This is a genomic window from Roseibium sp. AWQ4_254, assembly GCF_056161025.1.
On record NZ_JBSWYH010000024.1, the window covers coordinates 80,163 to 94,371 of the forward strand.

The 14,209-nt window shown below is 58.7% G+C and carries 11 protein-coding genes; 3 read left to right on the top strand and 8 right to left on the bottom strand.

Annotation, left to right across the window (positions count from 1 at the left end; all coding sequences use genetic code 11):
- Positions 1-95 precede the first annotated feature (95 nt).
- From ACXAIC_RS18200 to ACXAIC_RS18215, 4 genes are all read right to left on the bottom strand, one after another.
- The gene (locus tag ACXAIC_RS18200; protein WP_475183410.1) at positions 96-941 is read right to left on the bottom strand and encodes a helix-turn-helix domain-containing protein; all 846 of its coding nucleotides are present in this window, start codon (positions 939-941) and stop codon (positions 96-98) included.
- Positions 942-1,149: 208 nt separating this feature from the next.
- Complete coding sequence (locus ACXAIC_RS18205) at positions 1,150-1,911, bottom strand: hypothetical protein (protein ID WP_475183415.1); 762 nt, start codon at positions 1,909-1,911, stop codon at positions 1,150-1,152.
- Positions 1,912-2,015: 104 nt separating this feature from the next.
- Positions 2,016-3,896: an ABC transporter ATP-binding protein gene (locus ACXAIC_RS18210; protein WP_475183418.1), complete on the bottom strand. Its 1,881-nt coding sequence runs from the start codon at positions 3,894-3,896 to the stop codon at positions 2,016-2,018.
- An 84-nt stretch (positions 3,897-3,980) separates the two neighbouring features.
- Complete coding sequence (locus ACXAIC_RS18215; protein WP_475183421.1) at positions 3,981-4,607, bottom strand: helix-turn-helix transcriptional regulator; 627 nt, start codon at positions 4,605-4,607, stop codon at positions 3,981-3,983.
- A gap of 398 nt (positions 4,608-5,005) precedes the next feature.
- On the opposite strand from ACXAIC_RS18215, the gene ACXAIC_RS18220 reads away from it, so the two are divergent.
- Entirely contained in the window at positions 5,006-7,003 is a 1,998-nt protein-coding gene (locus ACXAIC_RS18220; protein ID WP_475183424.1) for a putative bifunctional diguanylate cyclase/phosphodiesterase, read from the top strand.
- 206 nt (positions 7,004-7,209) lie between these two features.
- Complete coding sequence (locus tag ACXAIC_RS18225) at positions 7,210-7,530, top strand: DUF2293 domain-containing protein (protein WP_475183428.1); 321 nt, start codon at positions 7,210-7,212, stop codon at positions 7,528-7,530.
- 125 nt (positions 7,531-7,655) lie between these two features.
- Here the strand turns inward: ACXAIC_RS18225 and ACXAIC_RS18230 are convergent, their stop codons facing one another.
- From ACXAIC_RS18230 to ettA, 4 genes are all read right to left on the bottom strand, one after another.
- The gene (locus ACXAIC_RS18230; RefSeq protein ID WP_475183431.1) at positions 7,656-8,048 is read right to left on the bottom strand and encodes a RidA family protein; all 393 of its coding nucleotides are present in this window, start codon (positions 8,046-8,048) and stop codon (positions 7,656-7,658) included.
- Positions 8,049-8,154: 106 nt separating this feature from the next.
- Entirely contained in the window at positions 8,155-8,775 is a 621-nt protein-coding gene (locus ACXAIC_RS18235) for an MOSC domain-containing protein (protein ID WP_475183434.1), read from the bottom strand.
- A 598-nt stretch (positions 8,776-9,373) separates the two neighbouring features.
- Positions 9,374-9,835 (bottom strand): hypothetical protein, encoded by a 462-nt coding sequence (locus ACXAIC_RS18240; protein ID WP_475183438.1) that lies wholly within the window; start codon positions 9,833-9,835, stop codon positions 9,374-9,376.
- Positions 9,836-9,909: 74 nt separating this feature from the next.
- Entirely contained in the window at positions 9,910-11,559 is a 1,650-nt protein-coding gene (gene ettA / locus ACXAIC_RS18245; RefSeq protein ID WP_475183443.1) for an energy-dependent translational throttle protein EttA, read from the bottom strand.
- Positions 11,560-12,124: 565 nt separating this feature from the next.
- Between ettA and ACXAIC_RS18250 the strand changes: the two genes are divergently transcribed.
- A complete protein-coding gene (locus ACXAIC_RS18250; protein WP_475183450.1) occupies positions 12,125-14,095 on the top strand; it encodes a methyl-accepting chemotaxis protein in 1,971 nt (656 codons plus the stop codon).
- The last annotated feature ends 114 nt before the right edge of the window (positions 14,096-14,209 follow it).

Here is a 14,209-nt window from a genome sequence, read left to right on the forward strand (position 1 = left end):
TTTTTTTCGCGTAGCTGGAAAGCGCCTTCAGCAAAAGTCACCGGGAGCCGGGCGGCCCTTGGGCCGGCCCTGCTCAACAGCCGTCAAATACGGCCTCAAACACTTTGCGCCAGACCGGCGGCAAACGCGCCGGCTTCATGGGAGCGAATGACCGCGTGGCGGACGAGGTCGTCGAAATGACCTGCGAACAGTTGTACATGGCGGGTGTTGGAAAAGGCCAGATAGCGCTGGCCGAGATAGAGCGCGGCCCATTTCTGGCCGAACACGGTGAAAGGCACTGAATACCGGTCATTTGCGCCATAAAGATGCAGACGGAGGGAGGGATAGAGATCCGACAGGTTTTGTCCCATGGCCGCCAGCTGCGCGCGCCGTGTGGCCGGCGGCAGGCCCGACCAGAGCCCCTCCCCCCGGGCAAAGCCCTCCAGCACCTCCCGGGAGAGAGCAATTTCCATATCCGTTTCGGCCCGGTGCAACAGCGCCCGCTGATCCCGGGTTCCGGTGATGGCCTGCCCGGCCGTTCGCAACGTCTCGCCCGCATATTCATAGGCAAGGACTGCTTCCGTTTTCAGGACATCAGGCAGATTGGCCGGTACATGACGGATTTTGGCCCCCACCGCATCCCGGTACCAGGCCAGCAAATGCGCATCGACCGGGTGCCTGTCCGTCTCGGCGAACTGAACCGCCTGATCGAGAACTTCGGCGGCCGCACCGCGATGGGTGGAAAGGCCAAGCAGCCAGTCGGCGGAGACCCCAAGGGCCGCCGCCATGGCAGCCAAGGCCTGGCCATTGGGAAGACGCGGCGCATCGTCCGACAGAAGTTGTGACACGGTGGAACGGTCCAGGCCGGCGGTGCGGGCCAGATCGCTGCGGGTCATGTCCCGGCTGCGGATCGCATCGGACAGGCGTTCCCGGAAGAGTTCTGCACGCGCTCGCTTATCCATGGATGACTATGGTCCCGGATGTTTCATTAAATCAACAACCTGCTTGGCAAAGTTGTTTTCTTTTAGGGCGCGACCGTCCAGATGCTGATCTTCGTTCCGCGCTTCACACCCAATCCGGGCCATGCGATTTTGCCCTATGCGTTGACAGGACCGGCATCAACAAGGGAAAGACACTCCCGGCTGATACCGATCTCAAGTGAAGTTGGTCTTACAAGCGGTCAGCCCGCATGCGAGCTGTGCTGGTTTGCGTGATCTGGGGCCGGGACAGGAAGTCCGGGATCTTCTTGCCCGTGATCTCGACATCGTCAAACAGGAACCGGCCCTTGCCAAAGGCTGCCAGCGCCAGCGTGTGCTGCCCGCCGGCAACAGGGTCAACCTGGACCCGTGTCACCTCCCGGCCATTTGCAAAGAACAGGATCTCATCGCCCTGCAGCTTATAGCTGATCCGGTTTGCAGCCTCTTTGCGGATGGCGGGATGTTCCCCGCTAAAGGCAACTTCGAGACCCCGCCTCTTGCGCCTGAGCAGATGATACGTGCCGTTGCGCCCCACCAAAAAATACCAATAGAAATCGGGCCGGCCAGAGCCGATCATCATCCCGCCGCCCCCGGTGCCCGTGTTTCGGGAGGTCACCGTCAAGGCCAGCCTCATGCCGGCCGCCCGGGACACGGGGCCCATACCATCGAACCGGACCCACTTGATCTTGTCATAATAGGAGGCGCTCCGGTCCCCCTTGTTGCTGAACGTCAGTTGCTCTCCGGCAACCCAGACCTTCCAGTCGGTGGAATTGGGATTGAACTCGATCTGTCCTCCCAGCATAAGACTGGGATCTTTGCCGTCGAAATGCTCGTGGAAGACCGCATCATCGTAGAAGGCAGAAAACAAACTCGAAGACGGAACAACAAAAAGCATTGCAAGGCCCAGAACGCCAAGCGCGATCAGACCGCAAAAATAACTTACGCGAGAAATCATGACATCACCTGCAACCGCATCTGATTGTCAGATATACGCAAAGGCCGGTGGTCTTTCAGCAACAAACCATCCTTAGCGTTAACCGGGCCGCCTCCTGTTCCGCCTCATTCCACAGCGCTCAGCGCCAGAAAACCGCCGGACTGGCGCTGCCACAGCCGGGCATATAGGCCGTCGCGGGCCAGCAGCGCCCGGTGGCTGCCTTCTTCCACGATCCTGCCCTTGTCCATCACCACCAGCCGGTCCATCGCCGCGATGGTCGACAAACGGTGCGCCACGGCCAAGGTTGTGCGCCCCTCCATCATCCGGGCAAGGCTGTCCTGAATGGCGCTTTCCGCTTCACTGTCGAGCGCAGACGTCGCCTCGTCCAGAACCAGCACCGGCGCGTTTTTCAGCAAGACCCGGGCAATGGTGATCCGCTGGCGCTGGCCGCCGGACAGTTTCACGCCCCGGTCCCCCACATGGGCGTCCAGGCCTTCCCGGTCCTTGCTATCCTTTTGCTCAAGAATGAAATCAAGCGCTTGCGCGGCGCGAGCCGCATCCAGGATTTGCTCATCGGTCGCCTCCGGTTTGCCATAGCGGATATTGTCGCGGATGGAACGGTTCAGCAGCGAAATGTCCTGTGTCACGACACCGATCTGGCTGCGCAGGGAGGCCTGGCTCACCTCGCGGATCTCCTGCCCGTCAAGGGTGATGCTGCCGTCTGTGACGTCGCGCAGGCGCATAAGGAGCGAAATCACGGTGGACTTTCCCGCCCCCGACAGACCCACAAGACCGACACGTTCTCCCGGCTCGACCGCCAGGTTGAAGGCCTCAAGCACGTGCGCCCGGTCTTTCTGATAGGCAAAGGACACATTCTGAAAGACGATCCTGCCCTCCGAGACGCGGAGCTGGGAGGCATCGGCACGGTCGGTGATCAGCGGGCGGCTGGTCATCATCGGCATGGCATCCTTGATCGTGCCCAGGGCGCTGGTGATCGACTGGCCAACGCCGATGAAACTGGAGGAGGCAGCCGACAGAGACCGGGTTACGGTGAGGGCCGCCACGAAATCCCCGATGGACACCCAGCCGGAGATCATGCCCTTGAAACCGACCACGACGATGGCCAGAACCAGAAGCACATTCAGGCAATATACACTGCTGTCGGTCAGGATATAGGACCGGTTCTCACTGTGCCGGGTCTCGATGGTCTCGCCAATCACCTTGCGGATCGCCCCGGCCTCTGAATCCTCAGCAGAAAAGAGCTTCACCATGGCAATGTTGGAATAGACATCCGTCATCGCCCCGGTCGCACGCGAATTGGCCGAAGCCACCCGGGCCGCCCGCTGCAAATAGGTGGGCACCGCCAGCCAGGCTACAACGCAATTGGCCACGATCCAGACCAGAACCGGCAGTGCCAGCGGCCAGGCCAGAGCCAGCAGCAGCAAAAAGGAACCACCAAACTGGATCAGCAGAAACGGGACCGTCTCAATGGCCAGCATCATCTGCCGGTGCACCGAATTGGTGACCTGGGCAATGCGGGAGGCGACCTGACCCGCAAATGTGTCCTCGAAAAACGCCAGATCCTGCCCTTCCACCGCCTTGTGGGCCTGCCAGCGCATGGCAGCGGGCAGCAGGATGCGCACGGTCTGGAAGGAAAAGGTCTGGCGCAGCAGGAAGACCAGCGGTGACAGGATCACAAACAGGAAGAAAAAACCGCACAGCACCCAGACATTTGCGTTCAGAAAGGCTGCAGGCCCCGCCTCGGTGACCCCGTCCACCACATAGGCAATCGCCCAGATGCCGGCAATGCCGAGCGCCGAAGCCAGCATGGCAAGGGCAGAAACGAGCACAAGCTGGCGCCGGAACATCTTGGCGAAATGCCAGATCAAGCGGACCGGGCCGTCATCCGGCAGGGGCGTCACCGGCAGATCCAATGGTTTCAGGTGCTGTTCGAAGGGCTGAAAATACCAGTCTATCAGCGCTGCCAGACGCAGTCTGAAATTCATGAAGGCTGCCCCTTCTGCAAAACAGGTTTTTGCCAGAACGGCTCAACGTGGGACGCTGCGCTCTTTCAGACCGAACGCTCGCTGTCAGGTCTCAGGTTTTATTCTATACATGCAGCGCCGGTCCCCGGCGAGCAGATGTTCCACACGCTCGACCCTCACGCCAGGTCCCAGCACGTCCTTGAACAGGGCAAGCTCTGACCGGCAGAACGTCTGGCAGGCGGTCGCTGCGGCACAGATGGAACAGTGGTTCTCGACCAGAAGAAACCCGTCCTCGTCCTCCACGACCTCGGCCATATAGCCCTCCCGGCTGCGCAGACCGGCCAGGAGGTCAACCTTCGAGGCGAGCCCGGACGCGTCTTTCATGGCCTCGCCATAGACCTGCCGGGACTTTGTCTCCCGGTGGGCTACCAGTTTTTCAAGGCCGTCCTCGCCGAATAAGGTTTCCACCCCATCCAGCAGCCCGACGATCAGCGGGGCATGGCTGTCGGGAAATTGCCCGTGGCCCTCACCGGTCAGATCCCAAACCCGTTTGGGCCGCCCGACTGAGCCTTTCAGATCTTCAAACTCCACAAGCCCGTCGCTCTGCAAGCCGTCCAGATGCTGACGGACAGCAACCGAGGTCACGTTCAGATCCTTGGCCAGAGCCGCTGCGGTTTGCGGTCCGGCGGATTTCAGAGCATTCAGGAGCCGTGTACGGGTGCGATCTGCCATGCTGGCCAATATAGGGTCTTTTGCGCATAAAAAAACACTTCTCTTGCCAAATACTCCCCCCTTTGACAGCTTCTTGGTTTCCACCAGAAATACAGAGGAAGCGACTTCAAAACTCAATACCGATTCGAAAAATACGCAGAGGAATATATAATATTTCGCAGGCTTTACTGGCGCGGCTTATTTTTCCTGAAGTTTCCAGGGCGGCGCTCTTATTTCCAAGCCCGGAAACGCACTTATTTTCAAAGGGCTTTCACACTTTTTCAGGATCTTTCCTGCGATGTTACAACTTGAAGACTAAATCAAACTGGACAAATTAATGCCTTTTCAGAACCATAGGTGGCATTCTAGCGTTTCATATAAATTGATCCCTTTTGAAAATGCCTAATTTGGAGGGACTGATGGACAAAGTCCGGGCTTTCTTGAGATGGATGATGATCGACCCCCGTCATCCGGAGATCGCTCAAGCACAATATAATGAACTGTCGAACCAGATCCCCTCGCTCTATGCGCTGCTGATGGTCAATGCCATCGCCGTGTCCTACACGCATCTGGACGTTGCTCCGACCTATCTGACTGTCGGCGTTTTGATACCGATCCTGCTTGTATCCTTTGCCCGGTTGGTCAGCTGGCTCCGCGCCAAACGGATCTCGCCCACCCCGGAAGAAGCGATCCGCAGGCTGCGGCAAACCGTTGTCATCGGCAGCCTTGTCGCCGTGAGCTATATTTCCTGGTCCCTGACGCTGGATGGCTATGGCGGACCGGAAGAGCGCGGTCATGTGGCCCTGTTCATCGCCATCACCGTGATGGGCTGCATCTATTGCCTGATAAACTTGCCTCAGGCCGCCTTCATGGTCATGTCCATCGTGACGATTCCTTATCTCATCTACTACATGCAACAGGACAAGGATGTTTATTTCGCCATCGGGATGAACATTTTTCTTGTCTGCCTGGTTGCCCTTCAGGTGCTGATCAGCGCGTATTCCGGCTTTTGCAAACTGGTCCGCTCTCAGGTTGTGCTCGCTGCCAAGCATAAGGAAACCGAACGCCTCAACGCGGAGAACGAGCGCCTTGCCCAGACAGATGCCCTGACCGACCTGCCCAACCGGCGCTTCTTCTTTCAGCGCGTTGAGCAGATGATCAAGGACGCGGACAGCAGCGGCGAGACCTTCGCAGTCGGCCTGATTGATCTGGACCGTTTCAAGCCGGTCAACGACACCTATGGCCATAAGGCAGGCGATGTGCTGCTGGCAGAGGTGGGAACCCGGCTGAAATCCCTTGAGTCGAAGGGGCCCCAGATCTGCCGCCTAGGTGGCGATGAATTCGGCTTCCTGTTTGCCGGCCCCCCGGACAAGGCGGAAGAGACCGGACAGGCCATCATTGACCGGATCAGCGCCCCCTTCAAAATTGGCGACATGAATGTTTCGGTCGGCGCGTCCTGCGGCATTGCCCTGTTCCCGGAAGCCGGACGGTCCGCCCATGAACTGTTCGACCGCGCCGACTACGCGCTTTACAATTCCAAGCAGGTGTCCCGGGGCGGCACGACAGTTTTCTCCGAAGAGCACGAGGCCCGCATACGGTCTGAAAATGCTATTGAAAGCGCACTGCAATCCGCGGATTTCGACGCTGAATTCAAAGTCTATTTCCAGCCCGTGGTCTCCTTGTCTGACCGCACGATTGTGGGCTTTGAGGCCCTCGCGCGCTGGACGAACCCGGTTCTGGGGCCGGTCAAACCGGAACATTTCATTGCCGTCGCAGAGCGGACCGCGCAGATCAACAGGCTCACCCTGGCGCTGTTCGACAAGGCTTTGAGACAACTGAAGCAGCTTCCCGGAGAGCTGCATCTCTCCTTTAACCTGTCGGCCCAGGACATCACGTCTACAGAGAAGGCAAACGCGCTTCTAGAAACCATCAAACGCCATGGTCTCAAGGCGCAACGGATCACTTTCGAGATCACTGAAACCTCGGTCATCGGAAGCTACGAGGCGGCAGAGACCTGCATGAAAACCCTGCGCGAGGCGGGAGTGAAGTTCGCCCTGGACGATTTCGGAACGGGCTATTCCAGCCTTGGGTATCTGCACCGGCTGCCGATCGATTGCGTCAAGGTAGACCGCAGCTTTGTGACCGGCATTCACGAACCGGTGGCCGGAGGAGTTGTCACCTCCATCATCAATCTGTGCCGTTCCATGAAAATGCTCTGCATCGTGGAAGGGGTTGAAGACCCTAACCAGCTGGCCCTCCTGAAGGCGTTGCGCTGCCATCTTGTCCAGGGCTATCTGTTTTCGCCCCCCCTGCCCTTCGAAGACATCTTGAGGAGTGCGCAGGAGACCGGGACCATTGCCGGACTGGCCCTTCCTGCCGCAACCGGTCAGGACGCATTGAGGCTGAACAGCGCCTGACACACCGGGGAAACCACCCCGCGTCAATCCGTCAGCCTTTCGCCTGAGTCTAGGATGCGGGTCGATATGAAGCGCCCCAAGACGCATGGAAGGAGAGTGACCGCCGGAATGACGCTATGTATAAGACCGGAAACTCCAGAAACGGCCGTTCAGGGACGATGCGCAGCCCCGCCCCTCAGAACGACCAACCGGCAGGATCAATCGGCATGACCGGCGGCACCAAGCGGCAGAAAGAGATGCGCAAGGCCCTCAGAGCCCTCTTGCCACGGGTTCCTCTTGGCGATGCGGAAGCAATCCTTGCCGGAGCCCTTGCAGGTCATCTGAGGCATTTGCCACCCTCCATTTCGCTCTGGCAGGCCACAACAAGTCATGTCCGCCATGTGCACACGGAGTATGATGCGCTGCTGGCGGAGGGCTATGACCGGGACTCTGCCCGACACTTTGTGCTGGACGCCATGGGAAACATGCTGCGGGACTGGGGTTGCAACCGGACTGTGTCCGGCGCTGAAGACGAAGAGATCCTGTGACGGTCCCGCCCACGTGCGGCAAACCGGTGAAGCGCTTGCCAAGGCGCTCAACAATCCGGCAACCAGGACCAGTGATTTCAACGGAAAAGACAAACAGGTTTGCATCCATATGAACACGGCATGTGCTAGGGACGGCGCGCCACCAGATCAATCTCCACCAGGGCATCAACCGCCAGCCCGGAGACCCCGACGCAGGTTCTTGCCGGCAGCTTGCCTTCGGCAAAAAACGCGCTGTAGGTCCGGTTCATCGCCTCATAGTCGCGCTTGAATTCTGTCAGATAAACCCTTGCGAAGACAACATTCTCAAGTCCGAGCCCGACGCCCTTGAGCACCAGTTTCAGGTTTTCCATCACCCGTTTTGTCTGCGCCTCGATCCCGCCCGGCAAGGGTGCCTCCGGCGCGTCCGGGGCCGTTGGCATCTGGCCGGTTACAAACACCCAGCCATCCGCCTCCACAGCGTGGGAAAACGGAGCAACCGGCTGCGGCGCGCCGCCAACCATATGATGAAGTGGAAGCATGTATCTCCTGTCCTTCTTCTGGTGTCTGGGGAGGGCAGTCTCTGCCAAATGGATCCTGACCCCTGCGCTAACGGAAGACCTTCCGCCTCAGGGGCTTCGGACCTCCTCAGCTTTCTTTCGGGTAGATCCACTGCTCCGGCACATGGGCGGTCACAGCCTCTCCGGCCCGGATCACCCCTGGCTTTTCAACATAGCCCACAAGACCGCGCAGGCCCCTGGCTTCCCGGGGAAACATCAGGTCCAGCCCTTCCCGGTCCGGATAGTTTGCGGCAATGGACTCACCGGCAAACCGGCACGGGGCATTGTCCCCGTCCACCCGGATCACGGTTCCGCCCTCAAACACCAGCCGGGTGCGCGGCGGTATCCTTGTCAGGCTGGCCAGCCCGGACAGGGTGACGTTGGCGCCGATCCACTCGGGCCTCACCTCGGGAAGCATCATCTTTTCGGCAATCTGCGCCAGTTCCTCATTGGACAGGAGCGAGATCTGCCGCTCATTGCACATCTCGGTGCCCCTTGGATACCAGGGCTCCCGTCCGCCGGACTTGCGGGTGAACCCGGCATGGCGGTCCCCCGGAATACCTTCAAATGTCAGCTCCAGATCCTCGACAGCTTCGGTCTGGAAATCCTCCGGCCGCGCTGTGCGATAGACACCGGTCACCGTACCGGCAAGCTTGAATTTCGGGGTCACCTTGATCGCTGCGGGCAGCAAGGAAAGCTGGTCGCTCATTTGGGCCTCCTTCGAGGGTCTGGCAGTGCGGTAAGACACAGGTCCGCGTGGCTCGGTCCGATAGGCAAATGCACCAGACTGACCAGAACTGGTTTTAGGGGACAGCCAGGGAAAGCACCAACAATTCCTCTTGATGAATTGATCACAGGCTGTGGCCTTCGACATCAGAAATGTATTCGGAGCCGCAGCCCACTGGGCCACGCTAAACTTTCGGCAATATTGCGTCCTATTTCTGCCTTCGAAGATTTCGTTTCAGGATACTGTTTCGAAAAAATATAATTCTCGAAACATCCGCGGCATGCGTGAGACTCACGAGCGAAAACGCCTGCGGCAAGTTGATCAAAATTTTCGGACGCCAGCGTCTGCTTTCACAGCGTATCGGTTTTCTTTTCCTCAACATGTCAGGCCAGATCACCAATAAAGCGCCGGTCTCCGAAATCCAGAGGCACATGATCGGGACGGCACTTTAGGTTTTCGCCGCTGCGAATGCCCTGCTTCTGAACGGAGATTCTGCAGGCAACATTCCAAAGCTGTCCTCGCCCCGGATCGACACTGTCCTTGAGACAGGAACGCTCCGCACAGCACAGCAAACCATCGATCACGTCCTTGAGGAGCTGCAGCGCCGCCGCGACAAACGCCCCTGGGACACGAGAAGGGCCGCATCCGCTGGCCCGGGAAGCTCTGTCAGGATGAGAATATCAAATGCCGTTTTTTCATGCTCCTGCGCCAGCCGGTCCAGTGCAGCGGATCGGCCGAACAAATTGAGAGCCCCCACCCTGACCGGGGTGCCCTTCCCGGCGCCCGGTTCCACGAACCGGGTCGTGCTGCCAAGGTCCATCTGCAAAAGGGATATAGCCGCCAGAACCAGAGCCAGCGGCGCAAAGGCAAACTGCCGCTTTATGCAGGCCAGGATGGCCAGCCCCAAACCGGCCAGAACAAATTGCGCCTGAAAATGCCCGGCGACATTTAAAGGCCAGACGGCATGCGCCCAGACCCCCGCCCCGGCGAGGCAGGCAAAGGCGGCAAACAAGACATTGAAAAACCGCATCAGGAAAGACATGGTCCTTCCCTACCGCAAAAAGGGCAGTCACTTGACTGCCCTTTTCAGCATTTTTTATGCAGTTTTGAGCGCGATCAACGCGTCAGCGGCTTGTACTTGATCCGGCGCGGGTCGGCGGCGTGCGCGCCGAGGCGGCGGACCTTGTCCTTTTCATAATCCTCGAAGTTGCCTTCGAACCATTCCACATGGCTGTCGCCCTCAAAGGCCAGCATGTGTGTGGCCAGACGGTCAAGGAACATACGGTCGTGCGAGATCACCACGGCGCAGCCAGCGTAGTTTTCCAGCGCATCTTCAAGAGCCGCCAGGGTTTCCGTATCCAGATCGTTGGTCGGCTCATCGAGCAGGAGAACGTTGGCTCCCTGTTTGAGGACCTTTGCCAGATGTACCCGGTTGCGCTGACCGCCGGACAGGTCGCCCACCTTGGCCTGCTGGGCCGGGCCCTTGAAGTTGAAGGACGAGCAATAGGCGCGGGAATTGATTTCCTTGTCGTCGAGATAGATCACCTCGGCCCCGCCGGAAATCTCTTCCCAAACCGTTTTGTCCGGGCTGAGCTTATCCCGCGACTGGTCGACATAGCCGAGCTGCACACTGTCGCCGATAACGACCTTGCCGCTGTCCGGCTTTTCCTGACCGGTCAGCATTTTAAAGAGGGTCGACTTCCCGGCCCCGTTCGGGCCGATCACGCCGACAATGCCGCCGCGCGGCAGCTTGAAGGACAGGTCATCAATCAGGAGCCGGTCTTCAAAGCCCTTGGAGACACCCTCGACCTCAATGACATTCGCGCCGAGCCGTTCGCCAACCGGAATGAGGATCTGCTCGATGGACGGCTGACGCTCTTCCTGGGCGGACAGCAGGTCCTCAAAGGCCCGGATACGGGCTTTGGATTTGGTCTGACGGCCTTTCGGGCTCATGCCCATCCATTCCCGCTCGCGGGCAATGGCCTTGGAGCGGGCCATGTTCTCGCGGCCCTCCTGCTCCATGCGCTTGGTCTTCTTTTCCAGATAGACCGAATAATTGCCTTCATAGGGGATGCCCTGACCCCGGTCGAGCTCCAGAATCCATCCGGTGACATTGTCCAGGAAGTAGCGGTCGTGGGTGATGATCAGGACAGAGCCCTTGAACTCGCGCAGGTGGCGTTCCAGCCAATGCACGGTTTCCGCGTCCAGGTGGTTGGTCGGCTCGTCGAGCAGCAGCAGGTCCGGCTCGGACAGAAGCAGCTGGCACAGGGCCACCCGCCGGCGTTCCCCGCCCGACAGGTTCTCCACCGCACTGTCGGAGGGTGGGCAGCGCAGGGCTTCCATGGCCATCTCGACCTGACTTTCCAGGTTCCACAGGTCCTGGGCGTCGATTTCGTCCTGAAGCTGGGCGGCTTCCTCGGCGGTTTCATCCGAGTAGTCCATCATCAGCTCGTTATAGCGGTCGAGCTTGGCCTGTTTGTGGGCCACGCCTTCCATAACGTTTTCCATGACCGTCTTGTCTGGATTGAGCTGGGGCTCCTGCGGCAGATAGCCCACCTTGGCGCCTTCAGCTGCCCAGGCCTCGCCGGTATACTCCTTGTCGAGCCCGGCCATGATCTTCAAAAGCGTCGACTTACCCGCCCCGTTCGGGCCCAGAATGCCGATCTTGGCATCCGGGTAGAAGGACAGGTGGATGTTGTCGAGGACTTTCTTGTCGTTATAGGCCTTGGAGAGGCCGTGCATGTGATAGATGAACTGGCGCGCCATGGGGCTCCGCTTCTCCACTTTCGAAAACTGACGGGATTCTTTGGAATTCTGCCGGGACTTTTAGGGGAAATGGCTGCCGGGGGCAATGGGCTTCACACGTTGCCGACCGGTTCAGCCCAAAAAAGGAACGACCGCCCGGCCAACCCCGCGCCGGGATCAAATGGGCCCGTCTCAAATCCAAGATGCTGTGGTTTCCTCTCCGTCTTTGACAGGTCAGACGTTTTCGGCCCTTTCAGCAAGTTCCGGCGCCCCAAATCCGGCCGCAAGGTCTTTTACTGCGCGCCAACCCGGCAAAACGACACCGAATCCTGACCGGGAAATGCACGCAAAAAGCCTATCTACACATTTTATTTGCCACACCACCAAAAAGCGTGAAAATTTATTATTGTCAAAACCACCAACTCGCAAACAAAACTGAATCAATTCACTCATTATTATAATTTACAATACTCTTCAGCTTCTGATTAAGCTTTTCACCCACAATTAAAACCGTAAGTTTTTTTTCATATCTCAGTACAATCTTATTTGAAACAGGCTCTTGCCAAACTTCAAAGAGGCCCTAGCAATGCACGTCCGTCTTTCAGTTGCCGCTAAAGTACTTTCTATAGTTGCCTTTCTCAGTCTGGTTATTATCGCCCAATCCATCTTTAGCGTGAGCCAGCTGAACAAGATCGGAAGGGAACTTGAGACCATCGCGGAATCCGACATTCCCCTGACCGAAGTGATCAGCCGGATCACCTCCCATCAATTGGAGCAATCGATCCTCTTTGAACGGCTTCTGCGGCTGAATGGTCTAGCAACCGGGGACATCGACGAGCAACGCCGGAAAGCGGAGCAGAAATTCCTTGAATATGCAAAGCTGGTGGACGCTGAAATCCTCGAAGGCGAACGGATTGCCGAAGAAGCGCTGAAACACTCCTACGACACCAAGACCCGCGCCAAAATCAGTCACGTGCTTGAAACCCTTAAGCGGATCGAAACCGAACACAAGATCTATGACAAACACGCGGAAGACATCATCGCTCTTGCCAGCACCAATGAGATCGACAAGGCACAGGGCCTCCTCGGAACGATTGAAGCGGAAGAAGAAAAACTCAACCACACACTGGTGGAGCTTTTGCATGAGATCGAGAGGTTCACCCTTGAAGCAACCCGCGCGGCGGAACAGCATGAACGCGACACTGTGCGCATTCTCATCATCGTGGCTGTGCTGTCGACCTTGGCCGGTATCGTTGTCTCCGCAGTTATTGCCCATATGACGGTGACCAAGCCCCTGCGCAAGGTTGTCGATGCCCTCAACCGGCTGGCGGACAATGACCTGACCGCCGCAGTGAACGTGAAGGGCAATGACGAAATCGCCGATCTGGCGAGGGCCTTCAGCCACTTCAAAGACAAGCTGTTGATGATGCGCAAGCTGGAGGAAGACCGCAAAGAGGTGGAGCGGGAAAACATCCGGCAGCGCCGTGAGACCCTGACGATGATGGCGACCGACGTGAAGGACAAGACCGACCAGGGCATTGCCACGATTGCCAAGAGCGCGGACGAAGTGGAAATCCAGTCCGGCAACATGCGGACCGAGCTGGAGCGCGCTCATGAGCGGATCAATGACCTGCTGTCCCAGGCCCAGGAAACCCACAGGCGCTCCGAAGAGGCGGGCGAACTGTCCGAAGGCCTGCTGACGGCGATCAGCGAGGTTGCCGAGAAGACCGACAAGACCCATGAACTGACCACCGAGGCTGTGTCTTTGTCCTCCTCCTCCCATGACACCATTGGCGAGCTGGCCAGCGCGGCGGAAAATATCGGCCAGTTTGTCTCTGTCATCAGCGACATTGCCGAAAAGACCAATCTGCTGGCGCTCAATGCCACCATCGAGGCCGCACGGGCGGGAGAAGCCGGCAAGGGCTTTGCCGTCGTGGCTTCGGAAGTCAAGGAACTGGCCGAGCAGACCAACCGCTCCACCGAACAGATCTCCGAGCAGGTCGTCACCATTCAAAGCAAGACAGGGGCTGCGGTCTCCTCCATCGACAAGATCATCGAAAGCATCGGGCGTCTGAGCGAAATGGCTGCCTCCGTGGCTTCGGCGACGGAAGAGCAGCGGGTGACCACGGAGAATTTCGGCCAGATTGTCAATGACAGCGGCAGCGCGGTCGGCAGCATCACCGAGGGCATGTCGGACGTCGCCCAGATTGCCCAGCAGACCCTCGCCTTTTCCACCGCCATGAATGACAAGACCACGGCCATGGCCGCCGCCGCCCAGACCATGCGCGAGGAAATTCCTGCCATCATCCAGGCGTCGCTAGATGAGACCGAACGGCGCTCCCAACCGCGCACCGATGTGAACCAGCAGGTTCCTGCGCGCGACCCGGCCGGGGACTTCAAGGTCCTTCTTCTCAACATGTCCGATAGCGGCTGCTGCATTATCCCCCCGGACCGCGCACTTCTCGACCCGCTGGAGCTCAACATCCCGGGCGAAGGCTGGCGCCGATTCTCCATGGTCTGGACCGAACAGGACCGGGTGGGCCTGGAGCGGGTTTAAGATAGCGCCGCAGCCCTGCGGCAAACAACAATCGGAACGCTCCGCACACAAGGTTTCAGCGGAGCGTTCCGATATATCTGGTGATTTGGCACCACCGAAGGCAACACAAATCTT

Excerpts from the sequence above, each read along its gene's own strand:
- ACXAIC_RS18235 (WP_475183434.1), bottom strand. The coding sequence starts at position 8,775 with ATGAGCGACCAGCTTTCCTTGCTGCCCGCAGCGATCAAGGTGACCCCG.
- ACXAIC_RS18215 (WP_475183421.1), bottom strand. The coding sequence starts at position 4,607 with ATGGCAGATCGCACCCGTACACGGCTCCTGAATGCTCTGAAATCCGCC.
- ACXAIC_RS18200 (WP_475183410.1), bottom strand. The coding sequence starts at position 941 with ATGGATAAGCGAGCGCGTGCAGAACTCTTCCGGGAACGCCTGTCCGAT.
- ACXAIC_RS18205 (WP_475183415.1), bottom strand. The coding sequence starts at position 1,911 with ATGATTTCTCGCGTAAGTTATTTTTGCGGTCTGATCGCGCTTGGCGTT.
- ACXAIC_RS18230 (WP_475183431.1), bottom strand. The coding sequence starts at position 8,048 with ATGCTTCCACTTCATCATATGGTTGGCGGCGCGCCGCAGCCGGTTGCT.
- ettA (WP_475183443.1), bottom strand. The coding sequence starts at position 11,559 with ATGGCGCGCCAGTTCATCTATCACATGCACGGCCTCTCCAAGGCCTAT.
- ACXAIC_RS18225 (WP_475183428.1), top strand. The coding sequence starts at position 7,210 with ATGACCGGCGGCACCAAGCGGCAGAAAGAGATGCGCAAGGCCCTCAGA.
- ACXAIC_RS18210 (WP_475183418.1), bottom strand. The coding sequence starts at position 3,896 with ATGAATTTCAGACTGCGTCTGGCAGCGCTGATAGACTGGTATTTTCAG.
- ACXAIC_RS18220 (WP_475183424.1), top strand. The coding sequence starts at position 5,006 with ATGGACAAAGTCCGGGCTTTCTTGAGATGGATGATGATCGACCCCCGT.
- ACXAIC_RS18240 (WP_475183438.1), bottom strand. The coding sequence starts at position 9,835 with ATGTCTTTCCTGATGCGGTTTTTCAATGTCTTGTTTGCCGCCTTTGCC.
- ACXAIC_RS18250 (WP_475183450.1), top strand. The coding sequence starts at position 12,125 with ATGCACGTCCGTCTTTCAGTTGCCGCTAAAGTACTTTCTATAGTTGCC.